At 36.6% G+C, this 25,728-nt stretch carries 21 protein-coding genes and 2 pseudogenes; 13 read left to right on the top strand and 10 right to left on the bottom strand.

Annotation, left to right across the window (positions count from 1 at the left end):
- Window positions 1–57: 57 nt before the first annotated feature.
- The 5 genes from C7437_RS14665 to C7437_RS17360 all read left to right on the top strand — a co-directional run bounded on the left by C7437_RS14665 (window position 58) and on the right by C7437_RS17360 (window position 5,476).
- A complete protein-coding gene (locus tag C7437_RS14665) occupies window positions 58–444 on the top strand; it encodes a MerR family transcriptional regulator (RefSeq protein WP_111440698.1) in 387 nt (128 codons plus the stop codon).
- A gap of 36 nt (window positions 445–480) precedes the next feature.
- The gene (locus tag C7437_RS14660) at window positions 481–1,782 is read left to right on the top strand and encodes a hemolysin family protein (protein WP_111440696.1); all 1,302 of its coding nucleotides are present in this window, start codon (window positions 481–483) and stop codon (window positions 1,780–1,782) included.
- Window positions 1,783–1,851: 69 nt separating this feature from the next.
- Complete coding sequence (locus tag C7437_RS14655; RefSeq protein ID WP_111440694.1) at window positions 1,852–2,907, top strand: hemolysin family protein; 1,056 nt, start codon at window positions 1,852–1,854, stop codon at window positions 2,905–2,907.
- Window positions 2,908–4,458: 1,551 nt separating this feature from the next.
- Complete coding sequence (locus tag C7437_RS14650; RefSeq protein ID WP_111440692.1) at window positions 4,459–5,247, top strand: TerC family protein; 789 nt, start codon at window positions 4,459–4,461, stop codon at window positions 5,245–5,247.
- Window positions 5,248–5,344: 97 nt separating this feature from the next.
- Window positions 5,345–5,476 carry a hypothetical protein gene (locus C7437_RS17360; RefSeq protein ID WP_281269977.1) on the top strand — a complete coding sequence of 44 codons (132 nt, stop codon included), beginning with the start codon at window positions 5,345–5,347 and terminating at the stop codon, window positions 5,474–5,476.
- Window positions 5,477–5,615: 139 nt separating this feature from the next.
- Here C7437_RS17360 and C7437_RS17225 read toward each other — a convergent pair.
- From C7437_RS17225 to C7437_RS14610, 8 genes and pseudogenes are all read right to left on the bottom strand, one after another.
- Window positions 5,616–5,714, bottom strand: a pseudogene (locus C7437_RS17225) (recombinase family protein); the annotation flags it as partial.
- 92 nt (window positions 5,715–5,806) lie between these two features.
- Window positions 5,807–7,609: an IucA/IucC family protein gene (locus C7437_RS14640; protein WP_111440690.1), complete on the bottom strand. Its 1,803-nt coding sequence runs from the start codon at window positions 7,607–7,609 to the stop codon at window positions 5,807–5,809.
- Entirely contained in the window at window positions 7,606–8,769 is a 1,164-nt protein-coding gene (locus tag C7437_RS14635; RefSeq protein WP_111440688.1) for an MFS transporter, read from the bottom strand. Before C7437_RS14635 ends, C7437_RS14640 begins: the two co-directional genes overlap by 4 nt.
- A gap of 5 nt (window positions 8,770–8,774) precedes the next feature.
- Window positions 8,775–10,064, bottom strand: a complete 1,290-nt coding sequence (locus tag C7437_RS14630) for a lysine N(6)-hydroxylase/L-ornithine N(5)-oxygenase family protein (protein WP_111440686.1) — start codon at window positions 10,062–10,064, stop codon at window positions 8,775–8,777.
- Window positions 10,043–10,642: a GNAT family N-acetyltransferase gene (locus C7437_RS14625; RefSeq protein ID WP_111440684.1), complete on the bottom strand. Its 600-nt coding sequence runs from the start codon at window positions 10,640–10,642 to the stop codon at window positions 10,043–10,045. Before C7437_RS14625 ends, C7437_RS14630 begins: the two co-directional genes overlap by 22 nt.
- A complete protein-coding gene (locus C7437_RS14620; RefSeq protein WP_111440682.1) occupies window positions 10,639–12,393 on the bottom strand; it encodes an IucA/IucC family protein in 1,755 nt (584 codons plus the stop codon). Before C7437_RS14620 ends, C7437_RS14625 begins: the two co-directional genes overlap by 4 nt.
- Window positions 12,371–13,891 carry a pyridoxal phosphate-dependent decarboxylase family protein gene (locus C7437_RS14615; protein ID WP_111440680.1) on the bottom strand — a complete coding sequence of 507 codons (1,521 nt, stop codon included), beginning with the start codon at window positions 13,889–13,891 and terminating at the stop codon, window positions 12,371–12,373. Before C7437_RS14615 ends, C7437_RS14620 begins: the two co-directional genes overlap by 23 nt.
- 3 nt (window positions 13,892–13,894) lie before the next feature.
- Window positions 13,895–15,256 carry an aspartate aminotransferase family protein gene (locus tag C7437_RS14610; protein WP_111440678.1) on the bottom strand — a complete coding sequence of 454 codons (1,362 nt, stop codon included), beginning with the start codon at window positions 15,254–15,256 and terminating at the stop codon, window positions 13,895–13,897.
- A gap of 251 nt (window positions 15,257–15,507) precedes the next feature.
- Between C7437_RS14610 and C7437_RS14605 the strand changes: the two are divergent.
- From C7437_RS14605 to C7437_RS14580, 5 genes and pseudogenes are all read left to right on the top strand, one after another.
- A pseudogene (locus tag C7437_RS14605) lies at window positions 15,508–15,783 on the top strand (IS6 family transposase); the annotation flags it as partial.
- 712 nt (window positions 15,784–16,495) lie between these two features.
- Window positions 16,496–16,630: a hypothetical protein gene (locus C7437_RS17355; protein ID WP_281269976.1), complete on the top strand. Its 135-nt coding sequence runs from the start codon at window positions 16,496–16,498 to the stop codon at window positions 16,628–16,630.
- A gap of 225 nt (window positions 16,631–16,855) precedes the next feature.
- Complete coding sequence (locus C7437_RS14595) at window positions 16,856–18,109, top strand: ATP-binding protein (RefSeq protein WP_111440676.1); 1,254 nt, start codon at window positions 16,856–16,858, stop codon at window positions 18,107–18,109.
- Between the two features lie 1,978 nt (window positions 18,110–20,087).
- Entirely contained in the window at window positions 20,088–20,945 is an 858-nt protein-coding gene (locus tag C7437_RS14585; RefSeq protein ID WP_111440672.1) for an MBL fold metallo-hydrolase, read from the top strand.
- Window positions 20,946–21,397: 452 nt separating this feature from the next.
- Window positions 21,398–22,750, top strand: a complete 1,353-nt coding sequence (locus tag C7437_RS14580) for an amino acid permease (protein WP_111440670.1) — start codon at window positions 21,398–21,400, stop codon at window positions 22,748–22,750.
- On the opposite strand, the gene C7437_RS14575 is transcribed toward C7437_RS14580, so the two are convergent.
- Window positions 22,735–23,361, bottom strand: coding sequence for a LysE family transporter (locus C7437_RS14575; protein ID WP_111440668.1), 627 nt, complete (start codon window positions 23,359–23,361; stop codon window positions 22,735–22,737). The genes C7437_RS14580 and C7437_RS14575 overlap by 16 nt on opposite strands.
- Window positions 23,362–23,952: 591 nt before the next feature.
- On the opposite strand from C7437_RS14575, the gene C7437_RS14570 reads away from it, so the two are divergent.
- Window positions 23,953–24,132 (top strand): hypothetical protein, encoded by a 180-nt coding sequence (locus tag C7437_RS14570; protein WP_111440666.1) that lies wholly within the window; start codon window positions 23,953–23,955, stop codon window positions 24,130–24,132.
- A gap of 105 nt (window positions 24,133–24,237) precedes the next feature.
- Here C7437_RS14570 and C7437_RS17010 read toward each other — a convergent pair whose 3' ends face one another.
- Window positions 24,238–24,390, bottom strand: coding sequence for a hypothetical protein (locus C7437_RS17010; RefSeq protein ID WP_170122385.1), 153 nt, complete (start codon window positions 24,388–24,390; stop codon window positions 24,238–24,240).
- Between the two features lie 108 nt (window positions 24,391–24,498).
- Here C7437_RS17010 and C7437_RS14565 point away from each other — a divergent pair, with 108 nt between their 5' ends.
- Window positions 24,499–25,356 carry a manganese catalase family protein gene (locus C7437_RS14565; protein ID WP_111440664.1) on the top strand — a complete coding sequence of 286 codons (858 nt, stop codon included), beginning with the start codon at window positions 24,499–24,501 and terminating at the stop codon, window positions 25,354–25,356.
- Between the two features lie 79 nt (window positions 25,357–25,435).
- Window positions 25,436–25,728 (top strand): recombinase family protein (locus C7437_RS14560; protein ID WP_245909305.1); only part of this gene is annotated, 293 nt, incomplete at its 3' end.

The following is a 25,728-nucleotide window of genomic DNA, read 5'->3' as shown; positions in this document are numbered from 1 at the left end:
ATTGTGATATTATTCTCTTAACAAATAAAAGGAGGCGCTTGCATTGGGAAGGAATTAATGCATATTGGAGAGGTTGCAAAACTTAGCGGATTATCAACTCGGACAGTCGATTACTACACAAAATGCGGGTTATTTCCTGTTGAGCGTTCTGAAGCCAACTACCGGCTATATCCTACCACTGTCCTTCAGACACTTGAACGAATTCAACTATTGAAAAAACAGCGCATGACTCTTGCTGAAATCAAACAAGTTCTAGTCACAGGTGAAAATCTAGAAATCGAACTCTTGATGAAGGAAGTTTACGAGGAATTTGATTGTTTACAAAAAAAATTATCACGGTTGGAAGAACAACTGAAAGATGCTCCTACTCACTTAAAAGTAAACATTCATAAAACGCTAGAAACACGGTTGATGTCGATTGCTTCGTTATTGACTTTGATGTAATTAATTTGGAGGTGGATCCCTTTAAAGGGAATATAAGTGGATATAATTATCATATTAAATTTAGTTTTACTAGTGATTTTGATTGGCTTGACGGCATTTTTCGTCGGATCGGAATTTGCCGTAGTAAAGATTAGGATGTCTCGGCTTGATCAATTGATCGCCGAAGGAAACAAAAAGGCTGTACTTGCGAAAAAAGTGGCTGTTAATTTAGATTATTACTTATCAGCCTGCCAGCTAGGTATTACAGTTACCGCTCTAGGATTAGGGGCATTGGGGAAACCTACTGTTGAACGTCTGATGTACCCGATCTTTAATTTTTTTGCTGTTTCCGATGCTATAGCATCCGCGGCTTCATATGCCATTGCCTTTCTACTGGTAACGTTTCTACACGTCGTTATTGGGGAGATGGCCCCAAAAACATTGGCCATTCAATATGCTGAAAAAATGACCTTGATTCTCGCGCCACCGCTTTTCTGGTTTGGAAAAATCATGAAGCCGTTTATTTGGACTTTGAACGGATCAGCAGGCGTTCTGTTAAAATCATTTGGCGTTAAACCTGCTGGACATGAACAGGCTTACTCGGAAGAGGAACTGAAAATCATTATGGCCCAAAGTTACGAGGGTGGCGCTCTCAATCAAACTGAACTATCCTATATGGAGAATGTCTTCACATTTGATGAACGGATGGTCAAGGACATCATGGTTCCACGAACGGAACTGGTTACCCTGGATAAAGACATGCCATTAGATGAAATCATTAAAACTTTGGATGAAAACAACTACACTCGTTATCCGGTATCGGAAAATGGGGACAAAGACCTTATCCTCGGTTTTGTCAGTGCCAAAAAGATGCTTCCCCATATTGTAGCTGGACGGAAGCGAAAACTCGAAGAATTCATACGGAAACTCCCTATTGTTTTTGAAACCACTGGACTACAGGATGCTTTGCTTAGAATGCAGAATACCCATGTTCATATCGCTTTAGTAGCTGATGAATATGGCGGAACTGCCGGCATGATTACTATGGAAGATATTCTAGAGGAAATTGTGGGTGAAATCCGCGATGAATTCGATGCTGACGAAGTACCGGATATCAGTAAGATTGATGAAAAGCAATACCTCATCAATGGCCGTGTACTCTTAAAAGATCTTCAAGACCGCTTTGGTTTAGTTTTTGATGAAAGCGAAGATATCGATACCATTGGGGGCTGGATTTATTCCCAAAGCCCTGGAGAAGTTCATACGGGTGATATAATCTCCAAAGATAACTTTCTATGGACGGTTACTGAAATGGATAATCAACAAATAAAGCGGATTATATTTCATCAAGGGACTTAACAAAAAGGTAATTTGATACAACTGAGTTAAACATTACTGGAGGTGAATCCCTCTCTTGAGGGAGAAAATTTGGATGGACAAACCATAATAAACTTGTTATTAATAGCATTGCTCATACTCTTGACCGCTTTCTTCGTTGGGGCTGAATTTGCCATCTTAAAGGTGCGTATGTCAAGAATCGACCAATTAATATCAGAAGGAAATAAGAAGGCCTCACTCGCAAAGAAAGTTACGAACGAGTTGGACTATTACCTATCTGCCTGCCAACTAGGAATTACGGTAACGGCTTTAGGTCTTGGTGCATTGGGTGAACCGACTGTTGAAAGAATGCTGCATCCATTATTTGAGTATTTTGCTGTTCCAGAAGCATTGGCGACTGCACTTTCCTATGCCATCGCACTGGCAATAGTCACGTTCCTACATGTGGTGATTGGAGAATTGGCACCAAAGACATTGGCTATTCAATACGCAGAAAAAATGACCTTGCTACTTGCTCCCCCGCTGTATTGGTTCGGAAAAGTAATGAATCCGTTCATCTGGTTACTAAACGGTGCTGCACGAGTCTTTTTACGACTATTCGGAGTAGAGCCAGTTGGGCATGAAGAGGCTCATTCAGAAGAAGAGTTGAAATTAATCGTGGCTGAAAGCTTCCAAAGCGGCGAGATCAATCAAACCGAATTGACCTATCTTAAAAATATTTTTGCGTTTGACGACAGGATTGTGAAAAACATCATGATACAGCGATCAGAAATTGTAACTGTGGACAAAGACCTGTCGAAATCCGAATTTTTTGAGGCATTAGATGACCATGAATACACGCGTTATCCGGTGACAGAAGACGGAAACAAAGACAAGCTAATCGGTTTTATTAATACGAAAGAGCTATTGACTAGCATGGCAGCTGGAAGAACAGAGAAACCGGAATCGTTTATTCACGAAATGCCGCGTTTCCCTGAAACAACTTCTATCCAGAAAGTACTGTCTAAGATGCAACAAAACAGGGTTCATATGGCAATCGTCACAGATAAAGAAGGTAATACTGCGGGTTTGGTAACAATGGAAGATATTTTAGAAGAAATTGTTGGTGAAATTAGTGATGAATATCTGGATATTCAAACCACTTAAATTAGTTTTATAATATAAACGTCTATTGCTTAAATAAAAGGCTGCCTTCGGTTGTTTTCTATTTTATGTTAAATTGCTATTCGCCAGAAATTACTTTAATCAAAGCCCATGAAATTTTCTTCGTCATCATGTTCTAAATAACAATGATAGAAACCATTTTGAATAATTTCCAAAAAACGGATTCTATTAATTGTGCTATTACAGGTTTTACCCAATGCAATACTCGAAGTAATAAAACTTGCATTAAGTTACTACGAAAAAACAGGATATCCCGTGAGAAACTGAATCATTTTCTTTACAAAAGAATTATAGATAAAAAAGGAGATGACGTGATCTTGAATCTTAAAGACAATTCAAAAAAGATTATATCGAAAGCGAGCGACCTGCTGAAAGATGAAAAAAACAGGGAAAAGGCGAAAAGTTTTGTTTCTTCAGCCTTGAAACAAGCAAAAAAATTGAAAAAAAAATAAGGACCGGTATAGAAAAAGCATGATTCTGTTATAGAATCATGCTTTACTTTGTTATTACCCGGATGCTACAAAAGCTGCATTCAGCTGCAGGGAAACTCTTTTGTACCCGTTAGTTATACAAAGTTGTTTTTACCTCTTCGACTTTGTCCTAGAAATTCACAGGGTCTTCATTCTTAATATCATTTAATAAGTTAACTATCGTCTACTGGACTTGCACATTAACCTCTTTCAATACTTCTGCAAATAACCTTCTATATTCATCATGGTTTAGTATCCTAAAATACATATTTTCTACCCATTCTCTGCATTTTTCGATGTTATCAAGAATGGCATTAATCTGTAACTTCTAACTTTCTTTTGGAGAAAGTTCACTTAATCAAGTACATTTTCAAAGCTATAATGTAACATATTGAAAATCCTTATAGGAGGTGATATTAAATTTATAAAATTTAACGTTAAATAGTAATATCTTTTATTTGTTCTTATATAACTAAACTACTTTTTAAATCCTTTATCAAAAAGACTATATATGACTGGTACCACATATAAAGTGAAGAATGTAGAACTAAGTAGTCGGGTATTAGACTTCTGAAAATTCCAAAAATAAATAGTGGATGGGTCTTCAATTGAAGACCCTTTTTCAGTAGATAAGAAAATATAAAACTTTTACTAAGTATCTGTATAGCGCAAGCTCGTCGTAAACAAAAGCGCTTGTGGTGGCTGAGGAGCTACCTCCTCGCGATTCCCCATTTGCCTGCCACACCGCAGAGATAGGCGCTTGTGCTTTTCTTAGTATAATTATAGATCTGTTTTTATAATGAACATTAAGAAGATAAATCATTTCATATAAAAACCAAGTAGTTTTCCTTTGAATTATATTATTCATGTGCTACACTAATCTACATAAATAAATACACTTTGACATTCGTCAAAGGGGAGTAGCTATGGGGAAACCTATTTCATAGTCGTCAATACATGGCTTTTGCCATCGGTTATGATAGTAAACTATTAAATTTGCTTAGCGAGACCTTTGCCTTTTTTAGGCAAGGGTCTTTTTATATGCAAAAAGGAGAATGCACATATGGATTTAGCAATATTATTGGAGTACGGATGGGTATTATTAGTTCTAGTTGGATTGGAAGGTTTACTTGCAGCAGATAATGCAGTTGTTATGGCTGTAATGGTAAAACATTTACCAAAAGCGCAACAGAAGAAAGCATTATTTTACGGTTTAATCGGGGCTTTCGTATTTAGATTCGCAGCTTTATTTATGATTACTATATTGGTAAACATTTGGCAAGTACAAGCAATTGGAGCTGCATACTTACTATTTATTTCGTTTAAACATATTTATGATCAACGGAAACATAAAGAACAAGAAGAAAAGCGTTTGGAAACTGGAAATACAGAGAAGCTAGAAAAAAAAGGATCAAGTTTTTGGGTGACTGTGTTAAAAGTCGAGCTTGCAGATATTGCGTTTGCAATTGATTCAATGCTTGCAGCTGTAGCGATAGCAGTGACATTGCCACATTTAGGTAACTTTGATATCGGTGGTATTAATGCTGGTCAGTTCTCTGTTATGTTCCTTGGTGGGGTAATGGGACTTGTAATTATGCGATTTGCTGCCCATAAATTTGTTCGATTATTAGAGAAAATGCCTTCACTAGAAACTGCAGCTTTTCTAGTCGTAGGTTGGGTAGGAGTTAAATTAACTGTCATGGTACTTGCTCATCCTAAAGTAGCAATATTAGATGAACATTTCCCACACTCTACAGGATGGACAATAGTATTCTGGACTGTATTATTAGGAATTGCAATTGGTGGGTATTTAATCGGACTAAAACAAAACAAAAAAGAACAATCTGCTTAATTAAAAAAGTAGGAGAAGATAGTTTAAACTATCTTCTCCTACTTTTTTTTTACAATGAGATATAAGTTTTGTTCATTGTCGAAATGATATAATACGCATGAAATCATCTAAATTCAGTCAAAGAAGAAAGTTTACTCCGGCTCAGGTCATCGTTACGTATTATTTCATCGCAATCGCGGTTTCTGTTGTAGCAATGTATTTAAGTGAATCTATTACCAATCCGGTTTGAATTTTGCATATGAAACATTGAATTCTAATTTACTATGTAACAAAACTCGTCCTTTTCTGAACACGCCCCAATCCAAATGGAAAAGGGTGTCACTTTAGACGGTAATTTGCACTTGTTTTAAGTGCTATTTTGCACTTAGATTATTAAATTGAGTAGTATCTAGCAACGGCATGTCTAACACCACAATGTCTGCCTGGACGTTCTACGTGATATCATTCCATTCCTGCAAAATCCCTTTCAAAAGAGCTTTTTCACCCACTCTAAAAAGTTGGACTGTCCCAATTTAATACCTTTGAGACAGCCTCTTATTGAAGAAATTTAACATTAAGATTATTTCACCAACATACTAACTTCATGTAACGCATTACGCACCTTGCCGTATTCACTTGCATGAGGACGATCTCCGTCATCTTCGTACCCATAGTCAAACATTCGATTTCGGTTCAACGTTAATTTTGTCACTGTAGGACGAAGTAAATCAAATAACTCAAATCGCGTTCGTAACTGTGGAAATTGTGATTGATAGCGTAAAATCTCATTCCGAACACTGCCCCAAAATTTTTGTTCGGTTACGCCTTCATGCTCTTCTAAAATCGTCGCTAAATAGCGAAAATGACAAATAAATAGACCCGTAAAAATAAACTGCGTTAATCCTTCTGGATCTTCACTTCTTAAAACAGTTTTCAACCCTTCAGATAAAGAACGTAACTCGTCAAACGGCTGGTCGCTAATATTTACGTCATCTACAAAGTCTTTCATAATAATCCGAACTGGTTTAAAATTCTTTAACACAAGCACTGTATTTTGGCCATGCGGTGAAAAGACAGTGCCGTATTGATATAAATAATGTAGCAGTGGCGGCAATACTGCATTCATCAAGGCTTCTATCCACTCTTTTGGTGTCAAACCAGCTTTTTGAATGTATGTTGACACAAGCGCCTTCCCTAAATGATCGACATGTAAAAGAGCCGCTAATGTAATCGCCTGCTCTCCTTCGCCTAACTCTTCGTAGACACTTTCTCGCCACACAACACCAAGCATTTCTAAATATTGATATGGCGCACTTTGAATTTTTGTAAACGTTGGATGACTTACATTTAATGTTGCTACTTCACCAAGCAATCCTATCTTGCACGTATCTTTTAAAAATGCATCTTGTTCTCGAATTCCTTGAATGTGTTCCGTTACTTGAGGCGCAATAACGGTGCGTTCACTTGGCAACCCCCGATAAACAAGCGTATTTAAAATACTCATCGGTAGCTTCACATGATACTTTTCCCGGTGAGTCGTATTCACAAATGTTCGGATTGACTGTTGGGGTAAATAACTGTCCTCACTTTCTCCAAGCGGTACAATGAGGTCACTGGAAATATACTCTGCGTAAAGTGGAACGATAACATTCATCCATTGCCATTCATGAACAGGTATATAATAGTAATCACTCAGTGTTAATTGACGTACATTCAGTTGATTAGCAAATGATTTCAGTGTATTTTCACTTAGTTCTTGTTTCATCACTTTTTCAAATGACAACGTGGCCAACGATTGAAATGAACTCACTTGTTTAGCAACAGCAATCCATGACAGCTGAATATGATTCTTCTGTTCTGGAGCAAATCGGATATAGTCATCATAGCCAAAACCAATTCTTCCCTTATTATATGTAATCCACGGATGCCCCGTCATTTCACCTTCCAACTCGGCATAATCCATTTCAGCCAGTTCATCTGAGGATTTTCTGTTCTGCAAATGTAAGTCGGCAACTAATGTATGAAAATACTCTTTGGCTAAATGTCCTGCTGTCGAGTTGGTCATTCCCTTTTCTTCTGACAATCCAATTAATAGCTGTAGCGCTTTGGAAAGTCCAACCTCTTGACCTTCAGACGTTACTCGTATCGTGTCAGAAAGAACATAAAAGCTATCAAATAACTTTTCTTTTGCTTGATATGTGTACATCACTCCTTTTTGATCTTCCCATTGATACATCGTCATATCCGATAGTTTTTGAATTTCCTTTGGTTCAATAATTTGTTCATACATAAACTCTTGCAGCATTTTTGCAAGCAACTGTTGATTTGCTTTTTCCCACGACTGTTTTGTAAACATAGAAAGATCGGTTTTGACAATATTCATCCTTCATTCTCCTTTACTTGTTTAAAAAGTTCTAATGGTTTATTTCGTATCGTCATTACACCTACGGCTACGACTAATAACAAAGCACCGCTCAGTAAAGGTGCATAAAAACTTGCTCTACTCACGGTTAATGCTACCAACGGAGCAAACAGAAGTGCCACATTTTGCACGGCAATTAACCAACTGTAATAATAAGTAGCGGCTGCCTGACTTTGGCGAAATAAATAGATATCTAACACAACCATGCTAAGATAAAAACCGGCTCCATATAAAATCCGGCTCATGATAAAAATACTTAGACTATCAATAGACCCTTGTATAAGTAAAGTAAACGCACTAAGTATTGTCACCATATAAAACAGTGGAATAACTTGACCACTGAATACACGGATTGGTACGCATAACTTCAAAACAACGGCCATAATACTTGGCATAACATATATTAAAGCATTTACTTGATTGCTCACCCCGTATCTTTCATCTACAAACAAGGTGAAATACGGGCGAATGGCATTATGACCCAGATGAAAGAAAAAGATAGCCACCATATAAAAGAAAATTGGCTCTGTCACAGCTTTTAGGTGTGTTGATTGGTTATTCTCTGGCACAACTGATGACGATCGCTTTGTCCGAAGTAAAACAGCCAATAAACAAAGATCCATACAAGCAAATAACTGATACACTTTAAGCGGCATTTCCCATGATATAACGACACTTCCAAATAAACTGGAAACAATAATAGCCGTATGTACGACCACAATATAAATAGTTGTTTTTCTCGCTTTCTCTTCTTGTTTTTCAATCCTTCCTACTAAATAGGGATACAGTAGGTATAAACTACTTTGAAACACTAGTAATAAAAGGGATGTTGTCAAAAAGCTTGAAAATGTTGTACTTTCACTTAGAATCACCTTTAAGATAGCCGTCATAAAAAGCGAACATAACACGACTCGCCTCATCGACCATTTCTTTAACACGACTCCCCAAACCGGCGTCATGACAATGACAACGAGCCGGCAAGAAATGATAAAAACAGAAGTCATCTCTATTCCTTCTAAGTCGAATGCTTCTGAGAAATACTGCGGATAAAATGGGGATAATAACACTTCAGAAGTCATCGTTATAAACAAACATAAAAAGACAAATGGCGTTCGAATCATGATCGTTAAAACCCAAACTTCTGAAAGACCGTTCCCTTATACAGTTTATAAACTTCTTTTCCGGCAATTTGATTAATTATGACCGCGTTTCGATAAGCACCAAGACCTAAATCAGGTGCCCCTACTCCGTGCGTATGAAGTTCACCGTTTTGAATAAACAAAGAAGCCCCTTCAACACTTAATTTGACTTTATATTGTTCATCAATTTCTAACTGACCATTATCATCAAACTGCAAATGATTTTTCATTCCATCCATAAAGAGAGGCAACGTATCTTGATAGCCGGTTGCCATAATCACTACGTCACTCACTGTTTTTTGATAAGCCTCTTGTTCATATTGATACAATGTTAATACATGACTGTCTTCTTGTAGTTCAATATTCGTTAATTCAGTTAGTGCTTGTATCGTGATGGGAATGTTTCTTCCGCCAATCGTACGTTCATATAATAGTTCATAAATATCACTAATCGTTTCCAAACTAATGCCTTTATAAAGCAGCGCTTGATTTTTTAACACACGCTGTTTTTTTTCATGTTCTAAATGATAAAAGTAGCGCGTATAGTCCGGTGAAAAATGCTCTAAACCAAGTTTTGAATATTCCATTGGATAAAAACCTTTGGAACGTGTGTACCAGCTCAATTTATACTTCTGCTCATTTTGCTGCTGCAATAAATCGTACACAATTTCACCTGCACTTTGGCCCGAACCGATAACCGTAATACTTTTTGCTTGCAACGTTTGCTCTCGCTTCATTTTAAAGTGAGCAGAATGATAAAACTGATCGCTTTGCATCGATTGAAAGTCTTTTGGAATAATTGGTTTCGTCCCAACTCCCATCACAACATGACGACTATAATAAGTTTTAGTGGCATCTCCTTGTTGAACCGTTACTTCATAGTACGTGTCTTCCTCTGTATGAAGCGTTATTTTTTTCACTTCACTGTTAAACTGCAAACCGCCTAAACTGTTAGCTACCCACTGACAATAATGATTGTATTCATTACGTGGAATATGAAATTTCTCAAAAAAGTAAAATTGATACAACCGTTCATGTTCATGTAAATAATTTAAAAAACTATATGGGCTCGTGGGGTCGACCATTGTAACAATATCAGCCATAAACGGCACTTGTAAGGTCGTTCCTTCAAGGAGCATACCAGGATGCCAATCAAACTTTAGCTTTTGTTCAAAGCACATATATGTACTATCTGTTTTTTCAAGTAGCGCTGCTAATCCTAAATTAAATGGACCAACCCCTATGCCAATAATGTCTAAAGTGTTCCGTTGTTCCATTCACTCCACCTTCTTTCAAACACATTTCTTTCACAACTAAGCAGTAATCCTGTTTTATCAGGTAAATTCACTTCTTTTATTGGCTGAAAACCGCATTTCTTAAAGATCGCAATCATTTTTTCATTTCGAATATCCGGTTCTGCTACTACTCTTTTCGTATCGTTTATTTCAAATTTCCGCTTTAGAATAGTCAAAAGCAATGGATAAATATATCCCTTACCTAAATAACCCGTTTCTCCAATTAATAAATGAATCCCTTGATCTTTTTGATCGTATGAATAGTACTTGCTAATCACATCACCTTCGACCGTATACGACTCCCAGTAGCTCATCGGCACCCCTTCGATTTCACCAATTAATAATTGTTGATGAGGATCGTTTAAAAATGTTTGCAGATGCTGTTTATAGGCATCTCTACCAATGTTCAATTTCCAATAAGGAATTACGTGCGGTTCATGCATCCATGTGTATAAACGTTCAAAATCTTCTTTTAAAGATACAGGACGAAACGTAATATCCTGTTTCACTTGAAAGTCTTCTATTGTAAACGGATAGTTGGTTTGTAACATAGCTGTCATTGTTTCACACCAACTATCTTATACAATGGATTATCTACATTCACATAAACCGATTGTGTTTCTAAAGACCCAATTAATTCATCCATGTCATGAACACGCGTTAATAAATTCGCTTTGCACGGAAGTTCTTGATTTCCAAGCAGCGAAGAAACAAGCTTCGTATGATCTTGGGAGAGATACTGTTCAAGTTCTTCTCTTAAAAGTATTAAAAGCTTCTTTTCATCTATAAGCTCACTAACACCAAAAGCATTAACTAGCCCAAATAAATGATTAAAGAATACGTAATAACGGAATCGCTCTTCAGCAACAGCATCTTCACATACGGTATCACTTTCTCCATTTAATGTAGACAACAGTTCACGCAACTCCGCCTCTTTTGATTTCATAAAATAGTAGCCTTGATTATCACGATAATAAAAAGTTAATGGATATCCCTCTTGATCTAGTTTAATGATTGAATTTTGTTGATGAGCTTCTAATGCAATTCCTTTTTGCGTATATAGCCACATCATTGGTTTTAACGTAATATCGATGTAACGCTTAAACCAAATTTCACTCACTTGTTCAGTTGTAAGATTTTCACTTTTAGAAATCCTATTGATGATGTTTGCTAGCTGAGATGCTCCACCGTATACGTGGTCTTGACATAAGCTTGCTAACAGCGTTGTATTGTTTCCATCTGTTTCTTTAAACGGATTATCACGAATCATCACTTCAAACCCAAGCTCTTCATCACCTAACGTAACATATGCCGGGTCTTTAATAATTTGAAAAGCAGGATGATGAGCATGTAGCTCACTTTCTATACTTGCCTGTAGTAATCTCGTTACTTCCACACCGCGTTTCAATTCTTTCACTTTGTTTACTCGTAAAGAGTTTGTGATTTTAACGGGAATCGAGAATTTATACATTACATCAGCACGAGGACTATAAACCGTACGAACAGATGATGTTGGATAAAAGAGTTCACCGTGAGGACCTAAGTATAAGAGGTGCCCTTTTTGAATCCAATTGCCCACCTCTTCTTTTCCTAGTAAAAAACGCGCTTGCAGTGGATGCATCGGAATAAGCGTATACTCATCATTTTGACAATATTGCAAAGTAAATTCTTTTGGTACCGTATCATCTTGCTTTAATTGCATCTTAATTTTATTTGTAGCAGACTGATTGTAAGCCGATTGTTCCCTAACGAGCGAACGATGGGCTCTAAAGTAATGAAGCTGAAATTTCCCTTTTAATTCAGGTGCAAATACGGATTCTTCTTCAGGTAAAATTCCTTGACGACTTTTTGGCGTTGGATGAAGCTGATGACCGATTAATAAAGATTGCTCTGACTGTAAAAATGTTTTATCCCACTTGTAGCACTCTTCTAACTCTTGCTTTCTTCTTTCAATGAATAGATTCATATTTTCATAACTTAAAAGAACACGTACAATTAAATCATTTACTTGTAGTAAATCATCCGTTATTTCTTTCATTAACAGTGATAGCAGTGTCACAATATCAAGCTTTTGCATCTCATGATGATGAATTTGATAACTTAACTCTCGCTTAAATAAGTGACGCCCTGTTACTGAGCGATATTTTACGGGAAAATATAGTGTGACTGGTTGCTTTTTCAATTCAATCACTAACACTTCTTCAATCACTTTCTCTTTTATCGTTCGCCATTCACCTTGTCCTGTTTCACGAATATAGCAATTGATCATATTTTGCATCGTAATGAAATTAGCCGATAACTGATCGTTCACGTAATCGCTCCTCCTTTTTTTCGAGTTCTTTTCCAAGGTTGATTACTTCATCTAACCGTTTGACGGTTTCATCAAATGTAATCAGCGGATTTAACATCGTTAGTTTCAAATAGGACTTTCCTTCAAACTTTGTTTTCGCCATAATCAACTGCCCTTGTTCATAGAGCAACTGCTGAATGTACTGATTTATGTCATTTTCATATAATCGTTGTTTTTGGTCATCCATGTAAATAACCTTCGGTTGATAGCGAAATACAATCGCGTTCATAACAGGGTTATTCAGTGCTTCAATGTCCGTTCTTTTCTGTAAATAATTGGCCGTTTGTTTAGCCGTTTTTATCGTATAATCAATCATCTCACCAAACTCTTGTTTACCGACTGCTTGAAACGTCAACCATACTTTTAATGCATCAAATCGCTTCGTCGTTTGAATGCTGCGATCAACTAAATGAAAATGTGTATCTTCTTCTGGATTTAAATAGTCAGCGTGTAACTGGATATGTTCAAACATAGAAGAGTTTTTCACAAAAAATGCGCCGCAGCTAACCGGCTGATAAAACCATTTATGAAAATCCATCGTAATTGAGTCTGCTTTTTTCAGATGAGATAATAGATGACTATGTTGATTTGAAAATAGTAAGGCTCCTCCGTACGCAGCATCTGCATGTAACCATATATTCTCCCTATCGGTTAATTTACAGATTTCACCAAGTGGATCTATACTCCCAAAATCAGTCGTTCCAATCGTTGCCACCACTGCAAAAGGGAGATTTCCTTGCTGCTTCACTTTTGCAATTTCTTCATATAAAGCATCTGTGCACATTTCATAGCGTTCGTTCGTTTTTATACTTATAACAGAGTCCATACCGAGCCCTAATTGAGCGGCTGATTGCTGTACCGTAAAATGAGCTTTTTCTGAACAAAAGATTCGTAATTTTTTAGCTTCCATTGGTAATCCTTGTTTGCTTACATTTATAGAAAAATTCTTGGCGCAATATTCATTTCGCGCTAGCAACAATGCCATATAGTTTGATTGCGTTCCACCACTTGTAAACACACCTGAAGCGGACTGAGGATAATTTATTTCTTTAATCATCTCTTGAATGATACCGTCTTCTATATACGTAGCTACTGGACTTTGATCCCATGAGTCCATCGATTGATTTAAAGCAGAAATGATTACTTCAGCAGCAAGTGCTGGTATCATAGGCGGGCAATGTAAGTGAGCCATTGCGGCTGGATGTGAAATATGCAGCGAATGATCCATCACCAGATGCTGCAACGATGTTAAAACAGCATCCGATGATTTCCCTTCGTATTCAAATTTTACATATTTCTCAATATTCTTTTGGATATCCTCGGTACCAATATGTTCATATGGTTTTTCAAGACTTTGATAGTGAGTCTCAACTATTTTTACTGTTTTTGTCATAAACTGATGATAATTCTCTAATCCATTTGAATCTGATGATAAAAACCATTTATCAAACGAGTTCATGTTTTATTTCACCCATTTCTTTTCAGCAGCTTTTATCGCGTCTTCAAAACAAGCAAGTACTTCGTCTATTTGTTGCTTTGTCACAATTAAAGGTGGCAATAAGCGAATAACTGCCCCGTGCCTTCCACCTACTTCTAAAATGACGCCGCGATCAAAGCATTCTTTTTGAATAGCTCTTGCCAGTTCTCCGTCCGCTGGGTAACTTCCAATTGAATTAGGAGTCTTTGTCTTATCGACAATTTCAATACCAAGCATAAGACCACGACCGCGTACATGACCAATCGACTTTACTCGTTGCTGAAGGTTTTTTAATTGTGTTTGAGTATATTGCCCAAGCTTATGAGCATGTTCGGGTAAATGATGTTCTTTGATAAATTGTAGCGTTGCCCTACCTGTTGCCATTGCTAGTTGATTGCCTCGGAATGTTCCGATATGAGCTCCTGCTTCCCATTTATCCAAACGTTTATCATAAATAACAACAGATAGGGGTAGACTTCCACCAATTGCTTTTGATAATACGAGCACGTCTGGCTCAATATCAGCATGTTCAAAGGCAAACATCTTTCCTGTACGACCGATGCCTGTTTGTACTTCATCGATAATGAGAGGAATGTTTCTTTCTTTTGTAATGCGTCGCAATTGTTTTAACCATTCAACCGGCGCCGGTACAGATCCACCTTCACCTTGAACAATTTCAACGACAATTCCTGCTGGTGTGACGATTCCACTTTCAGGATCATCTAAAGTGTTCTCAATATAGGTACTAATAAACTCATGTCCTTTTTCACCAATTCCAAACGGGCAGCGATATTCATATGGATAAGGGAAAAAATGCGTATCTGGCACGAGCGCATGAATATGCTTTTTCGGACTCGTTGTTCCGCTAATACTTAACGCGCCGTGCGTAGAACCATGATAACCTCCTTGAAAAGAAAAAATTGTTCGATTACCCGTTGCTGTTTTTACAAGCTTAAGTGCAGCTTCAATTGCATCTCCACCTGTTGGTCCGCAAAATTGAATTTTGGCTTTCCTTGCAAATGACTCTGGTAAAATCGCAAATACTTCATCGATAAATGCTTCTTTTACAGGCGTCGTAAAATCTAATGTATGTAAAGGAATGTTATTCATTAACACCTCTTGAATCGCCTCATGAACAACAGCATGGTTATGACCAAGAGCTAACGTACCTGCCCCTGCTAAACAATCAATATATTCTTTCCCGTCCATATCCGTTATGACGACACCTTTTGCTTTTTTAATCGCTATTGGTAAACGTCTCGGATACGATCTTGCATTTGACTCACGGATATTTTGCATGGAAAGCAATGTCTCATTGGAAATGGATTGTTTGATTAAAGTAGACATATTATTCCTCCTATAAAACTTTTAAATGATAATGATTTTCATTAACAGTTACAATCATAAATGATAATGATTTTCATTGTCAATGATAATTCTGAAAAATGTGAAATTATGCCTATTCCATCAATTCATAACGAATTTAAACAAATCATTGATACACCAACCTATTTTTACGCTTTGCAAAAAAACTCCACCTTGATTGGTGTGGTCTAGAATTTGAACTTAAATGGGTACAGAACAAGTTAGAAGACCTTATCGAAAAGCAAAATTTATTCAAGCGGAAACATTATCAGCCTGACATTATTTTGTTAACAGCGAGATGGTACCTGCGGTACAACTTGAGCTTTCGTAATTTAGTGGAGATGATGGAAGAACGTGGATTATCGATGGCCCACACAACGATTATGCGTTGGGTTCATCAATGCGGACCGGAATTAGATAAAAGAGTACGACGTCATCTTAAGCCAACAAATGACTCCTGGAGAGTCGATGAAACATATATCAAAGTAAAAGGTCAATGGATGTATCTGATGTATCTATCGTATTAAAAACGGAAGATAAAACTAAAAAAGGCATAAACAAAACTTTTTCAAAAGAAAAGTTTTGTTTATGCCTTTTTTACATCCAGACTGGTGTCTATTAATTATGATGCTTTTTTTATTTTAACGTGTGGATTGTGGAATTCTAATCCTGTGTAACAAAACTCGTCCTTTTCTGAACACGCCCCAATCCAAATGAAAAGTGACACTATCCATAATCATATGAATATCTATATTTCAGTTATTCTTTATCCATTCTTTCTATTCCCCGTTTGTTTTGCATCTTTCTACGCAAACCTCCCGAAGGGAATAATTTTGGTTTTATCCTCCGCTATTTCTAGGTTAAACTTCTGTAATCTTTCCTTTATGATTGAAAGAATTCCTGAGCTTCACTCTTATATTGGAAACAGCACACAGTCATCTACATATCTAACTATATATGCTTGGCCTTTACACTGTTTTCTAACCTACTTCTCAACCATAGGTCCAGGACATAAACGAATTATAATTGGTAAATAAAGCTATTAAATATAATCTAATATACTATCAATTTATTTTTTATACCAAAAGATATAAGTAGATATTCCTGTATATCACAATTATTTTTTTATTATGCTAAAAGATATAAATGGTTATTCCCACATATCTGATTTATTGGTATAATCTAATAATGTATTTAGTTAGAAATTATTGGAGAAGAAGTATGGTTTTTTTGAAAGCGTTATCAATTTTAAGAGGCAGTTCTGAGGAATTACTACATAACGGACGTGCTGAAATGTCTCACCATTATGGGAAAGTCGTATTAAGTAATGAACAGGAAAAGAAATCAATTAAATAATTGTCTCTTAACTGTGTAATTACAATAAAAAAGTATACTAGTAACTCCTTCAATTAACACAACAGGAGAAACACTTACAATGTAAAGGGGAAATCATAGTCATGGTCTTATATGATTCAATAACCACAATAAAGGTTGAAACCCAAAAGGATGAACTTTATCCTAGACATGAGCAATTGTCATTAAATTTGTCTGAAGATTTCGATTTTATTCAGGTGCTGCGTAATGAATGATATTCCACATGTGTTAGATCAGGTTTTAATAGTCCTTTTCCCCATACTGATTTACCAATTGTTCTTTAATGAGAGCGATTTAAAACGCAGAAAACCGTACTCAAAGTTGTCCCTGTTACTTCTAATCATGTTATGCCTGACGATGTCGTTTCCCATCGAAATAGAAGAAGGTTATCCCTATGATTTCAGATTCATACCTATCATTATTTCTTTTATTTATGTGGGAGTAATCCCTGGTTTGATAATCACAACTGTCTCCTTTATTTACAGGGCCTATCTCGGCGGGGATGGGATAGATAATAATTTTTTCGATTTTACATTTTTACTTACACTTATCACCACTCTCTTGGTTCTTCTCATGCAGTGGTATAGATTATTCACGTTGAGAAATAAAGCCTTTGTTGTTAGCTTTCTTTTTTTGATAACAGTCATACATATAATGTTATATCTGTATAAGAGCCACCGGACGGAACAATTAACTTTCATGATTATCTTTTTTATAGGTGCCTGGATCAGTTTGCTGATGGTGGTTTTTATCATAGATTATGTGGACAAGCATCAACAGATCCAACAGGAACTCCAGAGAGCTGACAAATTGAATGTAATAAGTCAATTGGCAGCTTCTGTAGCCCATGAGATAAGAAACCCTCTGACCACAGTCCAGGGGTTTCTACAACTGATGAGCATCGAACCTCAAGTGCATAGCAACCATAAAAAATATATCGACATATCACTTAAAGAATTAAACGATGCTCAATCCATCATTAATGATTACTTATCGTTAGCAAAACCCCAGACAGAAGAGCTCAGCTCCATTAACCTTTCAGCTGAAGTAAAGAATGCCGTTAGTCTCATCAATTCATACTCTAATATAAAGGGTATACGCATTGAATCTTCCATCCAGGAGCTGTTACATATGAACGGAAATAGGGCGGAACTGAAGCAGATTTTGGTAAATATCATGAAGAACGGAATAGAGGCAATGAAAGAAAACGGACTACTGACTGTTCGTTTATATTCAAATCTTGGGGAAATCTTCATAGAAATAATTGACACTGGAATGGGAATGACAAAAGAACAGATCCATAAGGTGGGTACACCATTTTACTCGACAAAGGACAAAGGGACGGGAGTTGGACTAACAATCTCTTATCAGCTAGTCCAGTCGATGAAAGGAAAATTGGAAATTGAAAGTGAACGTGGGAAAGGAACTAAGTTTACCATTCGCTTCCCTTGTTATAGTTGACTTTCCACGAAAGTGCATAAAATAACGTATAGATAATTTTCATATAAAAAGCCATGAAACGTTGTTTTAACAACATTTGTACTTTTTAGTGTATTACCAAACTTTTATTTGGGAACGTTATTTAGATATATGTTGTATTTTTAATCATTTTTCTGATGGTTTAGAAACTTTAGGAGAGCTTAATTCGTTATTAATACTGAATTAAATTAATTAATGGGAAAGAAGGTAGTATTTATGGGCTTTTGGTATTTTCTAATATTATTTATAGGCATATTTTTAATTATCAGGGCACTTATAAAACGACCAATAAATACTTTTAAAAGACTAACTATTTTGTTATTAGGGATTTGTATGATAGCTTTCTCATTATTTATGTTCCAAGACGGTAGTGCAGAAATTCTAAATAATTTATTAAAATCTCTTAATATCAATTTATAAAATATGCTTTATATGCTGTATTTACTACGGCAACGTATATAGAAATTATCAGTGATGTTAGTTAAAGTACCCAAAGCGTCGTTTGGGTACTTTTTTATGCTTAACGTTGTAAACCCAAATTTTTCTGACATGACCCCAATAAGAAAAAAATGCTTTACTCCTTCTTGATACAGATAGGCAAGGGTTTGAAGTTATCGCTCCCTTTTCCCTCTGTTCACACCGTAAGTACGACTTTCACCGCATACGGCGTTCCAACTAATTCAATTCAATTAATCATTAACACTTTTGATATCGGAATACCTTCCGTGTCTCAATTCTTCCGTTTTAATAAGTCGGTTCCTCCCTTGTGAGATGAACCTCTTTTAGTCTTACGAGAACCTTATTAACCGATAAAGGTTTACCTTACATGATTAAGTGTTTCTACATTAGTCTAGTGGCTATCCCTCCATGTGAATTAGACATTTCATTGGTACTGTGCCACCACTTTCACTGATATAAAGGCAAGTTATACAGTAACTATTATCATTATTGCTTTCCCTGCCAACGTTTCTTAGGGAGTAAGCCCTCCGCGTTATCAGCTTACAACGTTGAATTATATCTATTTTAGAATGAACTTAGGTGCATCCTGTAAGCCTGTTAGCATTCATACGCCTGTAACGTATCATGGATTTTCATATTAGTTAGTCTTACTCATCCACATCTAACCTCACAATTTGGTGATATACACATTTCTATGTATCGCAGTTCTAGACCCGTACATTCAGATGTTCGTCAGCTTAACCTTTTCTTTTAGGTTTATTCGCATTCTCACCATATTCATTCAACTCAAGCATCATGAATTACACCACCCCATCGGGTAGGATTTCGACAGCAAAACTACACTATTACGGTAAATTCTTACGCCTTTTCACCGAGCTTATAACACGATTATTCTTACTAATTCAAGTGCTACTCGACTAAGAGAGAACCCTTCCGAGCGTTACCTCTTCATTTGATTCTTCGATATAATCCTTCAGTTCCGAAAGGAACTGCCTAGCCTTTACCAGAGAGATGTAACCATCCTCCATTTTAACTAGGAACATTTCGCACCACTAAACTGCTGAGTTAGTTCAATAAGAAAAAGCTACCTTGAAGGCAGCCTTTTGTTGAACTACAGCACCCGTTAGCATAATAAGGTTTATTTTACTTCTATTAAGAAGTCCTTGTTTCCAATTAGCTTTTACACGATAAGCGTACAAACCTTTTTCTTTCGGAACTTTAATTATGTCATTCTTAACTTCGATATCTATTATATTGTTCTCATATGTTGTTGTGGGGCAATGACGAAGTAATCAGCTAAATCTCTTAGAAACAAAATAAAGGAAGTTATGCTTTTTCAGTAGAAATGAAATATTTACATCACTTTAATTGAAAGTGACGTAAATCCAAATAGATTTTTATTTCTGCATTAGGAGATACAACGGTTGGTTAGGTATTCTTCCTTTTTATTTGGACACTCTACAATATGTGCATTTCAAATCAATATGGGAGGAATACAAAAATGGATCAGGAAATGAATTATGGCAGTGATTATAAATACATTCCGACTACTTCTATTGGGAGTGGTGTTGGAATTGAAGTATTACCCGATTTATATTGCTTTACCATACAAATCGTTAATATCCACTTAGTAGGAGATCCGCAAACAGGGGATTTCGTTTTAGTCGATGCAGGAATGCCGGAATCAGCCGAAGAAATCTTTGCTGTTATCGAAGAAAGATTTGGCACGGGTAGCCAACCAAGAGCAATTATTTTAACACATGGCCATTTCGACCATGTTGGAGCTATAATCGAGTTAGTGAAACGTTGGGATGTGCCTGTCTACGCACATGCATTGGAGATGCCGTATTTGACTGGTCAGAAAAGTTATCCTGAGCCGGACTCCACCGTCGAAGGTGGAGCTGTAGCAAAGATGTCTCCGATATTTCCAAACGAACCGATTGACCTTGGGCATCATATACAAACACTGCCTGCCGATGGGACCGTTCCTTATCTACCAGATTTCAATTATATCCATACACCTGGCCATTCCCCGGGCCATGTATCACTATTCCGCGAGAAGGATCGAGCGCTAATTGCTGGGGACGCATTTGTTACCGTAAAGCAAGAATACTTGTACAAAGTGATAACACAGGAACAGGAAATCAGTGGACCACCAAGATACCTAACAACTGATTGGAAAGCGGCTAAGGAATCAGTCATTAAATTAGAAAAGCTAAAGCCATCGACGGCAGTCACTGGGCATGGCTTGCCAATGTCTGGTGAATTTTTATCTGAAAATTTAAACAAGCTCGTTAACGATTTTGATCAAATTGCTGTACCTGACTACGGAAGGTATGTGGACAAAGACTTTCATTAAATTGAATGGACAACAATAACCATAATCGAGTCAATAATGATGAAAATGAAACTCAAAAGATCTAATTATCAGAGAGAATTTGGCGCTGAGTTAGACATTTTTATGTTGCATTAAGACGTCTGTAGTAATAGGAGACAATCGACTTTCATCGATTGTCTTTTTTTATGCCTATAAATGGAGAAAAATCATTGTTATAAATACAATGGCGTGACATTTTCAATCTTCATATAAAATCCACAAGGAGAAGTTCAAATATCACGAAAATCTAGGTTAAGATCAAAGAAAAATATCAACTCGCATTTAAAAAAAATAACGAAAAAGCATTTTTGCTCAACTGTAAACAATCTTTGCCCATGAATACTTATAAACTGATTAAATTTGAAATAAAACTTCTAAGGATCATACATAAATTTATTGTCATGTGAGAAACTATTATTTTGAGGAGGTGCAAAATGGCGAAAAAAACGACATCCGATAACAGTAACAAGGATGCCAATCTTGCTTGGTGGCAATTATCTCTTATAGGGGTAGGGTGCATTATAGGAACAGGATTTTTCTTGGCAACAAGTATTGCGATAAAAATGACAGGACCTTCCGTTATATTAGCCTTTATAATGGCTGCGTGTGCAACGTACATTGTGTTTGAAGCTCTCGGAAAAATGTCCGCTAAAGACCCACAAAAAGGGTCGTTTCGTACTTATGCAAAAAAAGCATACGGCCGTTGGGCTGGGTTTAGTAGTGGCTGGGTTTACTGGTGCTCAGAAATATTAATAATCGGCAGTCAGCTAACGGCAATCTCCCTTTTAACTAAACTTTGGTTTCCTGATGTTCGCTTGTGGATTTTTGCATTAATTTACGCAATTTGTGGACTTCTGATTCTTTTTATTGGAGCAAAAGCATTTGGAAAATTAGAAAGTATATTTGGTGTAATGAAAATTGCTGCCATCTTTATGTTTATTGTGATTGCCATTTTGGTACTTACAGGAGTAATTGATGGCAATCCAAAAGGAGAAGTTCCTCAATCTATTAATGAGTTTTTCCCAAAAGGAGTCTTCGGCTTTTGGAGTGCACTATTGTTTGCCTTTTATGCTCATGGAGGTATAGAAGTGATGGGGGTAATGGCTATTCATTTACGAAACAAGGAGGATGCCCCTAAGTCAGGTAAAGTCATGTTAGGATTGCTTGGATTAATCTATGTGATCGCTCTTTCTTTAGCACTATTACTGATACCATATACTTCATTTAAAGCGGACAAGAGTCCATTTGTTACGGCTTTATCCAGTTTTAATCTCGATTTTTTCCCACATGTATTTACAGCAGCTATTATTATTGCAGGATTTTCAACGATGTCGGCTTCCCTTTTTTCAGTTACTACGATACTTACGACATTATCCGAAGAGGGAGACGCACCTGCTATTTTCAGTAAGCAAACGAAAAAGAAATTAAAAATGCCTCTTCCCGCGATAGCGCTTACTTCCATAGGTCTTATAATTTCCATTGTTACTTCTTTATTATTACCTGATAAAGTGTATGAATATATAACCACCGCTGCGGCATTAATGTTGCTTTATAATTGGTTTTTCATTTTGATTATGTATCAAAGATTAATCGAGCCGACAAAAGCTGATAAAGTAAAAAGAATAATTGGAATGATTCTCGTAGCCGCTGCAGTAAGTGGTGCCCTTTTTCACGCAACAAGTCGACCCGGATTCTATATTAGTTTAGTTTTCGTTTCAGTTATCGCAATTGTGGTCTTATTATTGCGTAAAAGATGGAAAAAAGAAGAAGCTCAAAATAGCGTATGATAAGCCTGGATGCCAAAGTATATCCCGAATACGATCATGGAAAGGGAAGAAACTAAGGAGATAATGATTAGGAATCTGGTAGATAAGAATTTGCGTGCACCACTTGATAAAAATGCCATTGTTGTATTCCATAAAAGTATGCCTACTATAATAGCGAAACTAAATGTAATTATTTGATTTGCTTGGAAAGTTTGGGACGTTTCAGCAAGGACAGATCCATATATTCCCAGCCAAAAAAGGATCGTTAGTGGAGTCAATAGTGATACGAGAAAACCAGACAATAATGATTGTCTAAGACGAATTCTTTTACCAGATTTCATATCTACCTTGATTTTACGAAGTGTTAGTAAACTTTCTATTCCCGTATAAGTAAGCACAAAACAACCAAACGACCAAAGAAATATTTTCATATAAGGTGAATCTATAAATTGGCCAACACCAAAATAAACCATAACCATATACAAGATGTCTGCTATTAAAGCTCCAAAACCAAAAATCAAAGCATGAAAAAATCCATTTTTAATGCCCGTATCTAATTGAGCAGCATTAACAGGCCCAATTGGTGCGGCTAGGGATATCCCTAAAAAGATATAAGTAAATATTGAATTCATGTTCTAGTCCCCCGTTAACTTGATATTTATGTATCTTATTCAGAGGGAGTGTCTTGTACACCTAATTTAGGAATAAAAAAGTCGACCTTCTACATCAGCAAACAAGAACATAATCATTTTTGATCTTCCTAGCGAGCAGGCTGAATTATTAAAACGAAGGAAACTACTAGATTATCCCCACAAATTTCCTTCTTCTAAAACTCGCCCTGCATCGATATCATTGTCTCCGAAATCTTACTTTATTGTTAGTGAGATTTCGGATAGTTATCAATATCAACATTATTCTTAAACAGCGCCCAAATCTAGGCATAGGTATTCTTGTTCAACTAACCGTTAGTAATAGATAAGCATTTGAAGTAATCTCCGGCCTTTCGACTACTCCGCCCATCCCTCGGTGAATTTAACTTGTGGGGTGAAAATAACTCTCGTTGATTTACGGTCTGCGTTTAAAAATCTCATTTAAGATGCATAACAAGCGCGTTATTGGAGACTATAAGGTTACAGGGATGATATCGGTGGTTTTCTCCTTTAGCGATATTTGACTAACATTTTTAGGCTTATTTGGACATTTAGATAGGAGGTTCTACACAAATGACACATCAAAACATGAACACGAATGCAAGTGCTAGCAAGAAAAAGAAAGATCCAACTACCGATACAGCCTATGGAGATCCTGTAAAATCCTCTTCACCTACTATTAATAATGAGTATAAGGAAGGTACTTCCGCAATTGATGAAAGTACTCAAAATGGAAATAGTAGAAAAGATTAAAAAAGAATAGGAATAAGTTCAAGGTCATATCAATATGGTGGCTTTCATTTTGCTTGGTAATTCAATTTATTCCCAATTCAAGTAATGTTCGTATTTTTCAATTCATTAATCGTAATCAGGATTGAATATTTCTAATTCAACATCATCTTCACCAACTCTTTGCACCTCGTGTATACATCTCTCTTCCAAAACACCGAAACCGCTCATAATTGCACGTGTACTAAATTCTCTAACGCCTTTCTTACGACTAAATCGCAATATCTGCATTCCAAATGTATACCATTCACTCCTAGAATAAAATAAATCAAATCAAGCCATAACTATATTTAAATAAATAAAAAACCATTTAGAAGAGAGGAAATATACTTGTATTACTACAAAGAGGAACTAATAAATATTATTACACCTGATCAACCAGATCCCGAAGCGGCACGTGTGATGCAAGAGATTTTGGGTGGTCATTATGGGGAAATGAGAACCATGATGCAGTATTTTTTCCAAAGTTCCAACTTTCGTGGCAAAGAAACTCAATATAGAGATTTGCTTCGAGGAGTTTTCTTGGAAGAAATCGCTCACGTAGAACTTGTACAGAATACAATCAATCAATTGTTAAACGACTCTGGTGAATCCGCAGTTCCGGGTAATGCTGGAATGGATAACTCCCCACTCGATGACGCTGTTAGACATGCAAATCCACATCACTATATTATTGGAGCGCAAGCTTCGCTTCCGGTCGATGCCGCAGGAAACCCTTGGAATGGTTCTTGGGTGTATTCACACGGGAATCTTGCAGCCGATTTACTCAATAACCTGGTCCTTGAATCGACTGGTGTTCTTCAAAAGACTCGTATTTATGAAATGAGTTCTAATAAAACTTTTCGCGAAACGCTTGCGTTTCTAATAGTTCGAGATAATGCACACCAAAATGCTTTTGCTAAAGCCTTAGAAACATTAGGTGTAGATTGGGGAAAACTCTTCCCAATTCCAAACTATGATATTAACAAGTACCCTGAATGTAGAAAATTTGTTGAGATGGGTTACCATAATGCACAGTTCAATTTTAGATTGGATCCAACCCGAATCAGTGAAATTTTCCAAGGGCAAACACCTAGTCGGAACAATGGAACCCTCGAAGTCACTGACCCTCCGAATGGTTTTCCATTACCCTTCATGCCTGATATGCCAAATGAACACAGTCCTGGTCTACAAGACATGAGTAACTAAATATTGAATAAGTCCCTAGAAAACTAAATTCTAGGGGCTTTTAATTTGACTAGACAATTTTAGTCTTAAACGTCACTTCATGGATAAACAAAGTGGGAAAGATTTCGAAAGAGTACAATATCAATTGCTAAAACGAATCATCCGAAAAAATGATGTACTTTATATTCACTCACTTGATCGGTTTGGTCGGAACAAAGAAGAAATTTTGAACGAATGGAATGATATTACTAAAAACATACAGGCAGATATTGTTGTGATGGATATGCCATTACTCGATACGACCCAATATAAGGACAGCTTAGGGACATTCATTGCGGATCTTGTCTTACAAATTCTTTCATGGATGGCTGAAGAAGAACGCGATCGAATTCG

Origin of the sequence: Psychrobacillus insolitus (assembly GCF_003254155.1) — a bacterium.
Classification (GTDB): Bacteria; Bacillota; Bacilli; order Bacillales_A; family Planococcaceae; genus Psychrobacillus; species Psychrobacillus insolitus.
This window is presented reverse-complemented; position numbering and strand designations above follow the sequence as displayed.

Coding starts and splice junctions, on each gene's coding strand:
- C7437_RS14665 (WP_111440698.1), top strand. CDS start 58: ATGCATATTGGAGAGGTTGCAAAACTTAGCGGATTATCAACTCGGACA.
- C7437_RS14650 (WP_111440692.1), top strand. CDS start 4,459: ATGGATTTAGCAATATTATTGGAGTACGGATGGGTATTATTAGTTCTA.
- C7437_RS17360 (WP_281269977.1), top strand. CDS start 5,345: ATGAAATCATCTAAATTCAGTCAAAGAAGAAAGTTTACTCCGGCTCAG.
- C7437_RS14640 (WP_111440690.1), bottom strand. CDS start 7,609: ATGAATATTGTCAAAACCGATCTTTCTATGTTTACAAAACAGTCGTGG.
- C7437_RS14635 (WP_111440688.1), bottom strand. CDS start 8,769: ATGATTCGAACGCCATTTGTCTTTTTATGTTTGTTTATAACGATGACT.
- C7437_RS14630 (WP_111440686.1), bottom strand. CDS start 10,064: ATGGAACAACGGAACACTTTAGACATTATTGGCATAGGGGTTGGTCCA.
- C7437_RS14625 (WP_111440684.1), bottom strand. CDS start 10,642: ATGACAGCTATGTTACAAACCAACTATCCGTTTACAATAGAAGACTTT.
- C7437_RS14615 (WP_111440680.1), bottom strand. CDS start 13,891: ATGAACTCGTTTGATAAATGGTTTTTATCATCAGATTCAAATGGATTA.
- C7437_RS14610 (WP_111440678.1), bottom strand. CDS start 15,256: ATGTCTACTTTAATCAAACAATCCATTTCCAATGAGACATTGCTTTCC.
- C7437_RS17355 (WP_281269976.1), top strand. CDS start 16,496: ATGGTTTTTTTGAAAGCGTTATCAATTTTAAGAGGCAGTTCTGAGGAA.
- C7437_RS14595 (WP_111440676.1), top strand. CDS start 16,856: ATGAATGATATTCCACATGTGTTAGATCAGGTTTTAATAGTCCTTTTC.
- C7437_RS14585 (WP_111440672.1), top strand. CDS start 20,088: ATGGATCAGGAAATGAATTATGGCAGTGATTATAAATACATTCCGACT.
- C7437_RS14580 (WP_111440670.1), top strand. CDS start 21,398: ATGGCGAAAAAAACGACATCCGATAACAGTAACAAGGATGCCAATCTT.
- C7437_RS14575 (WP_111440668.1), bottom strand. CDS start 23,361: ATGAATTCAATATTTACTTATATCTTTTTAGGGATATCCCTAGCCGCA.
- C7437_RS14570 (WP_111440666.1), top strand. CDS start 23,953: ATGACACATCAAAACATGAACACGAATGCAAGTGCTAGCAAGAAAAAG.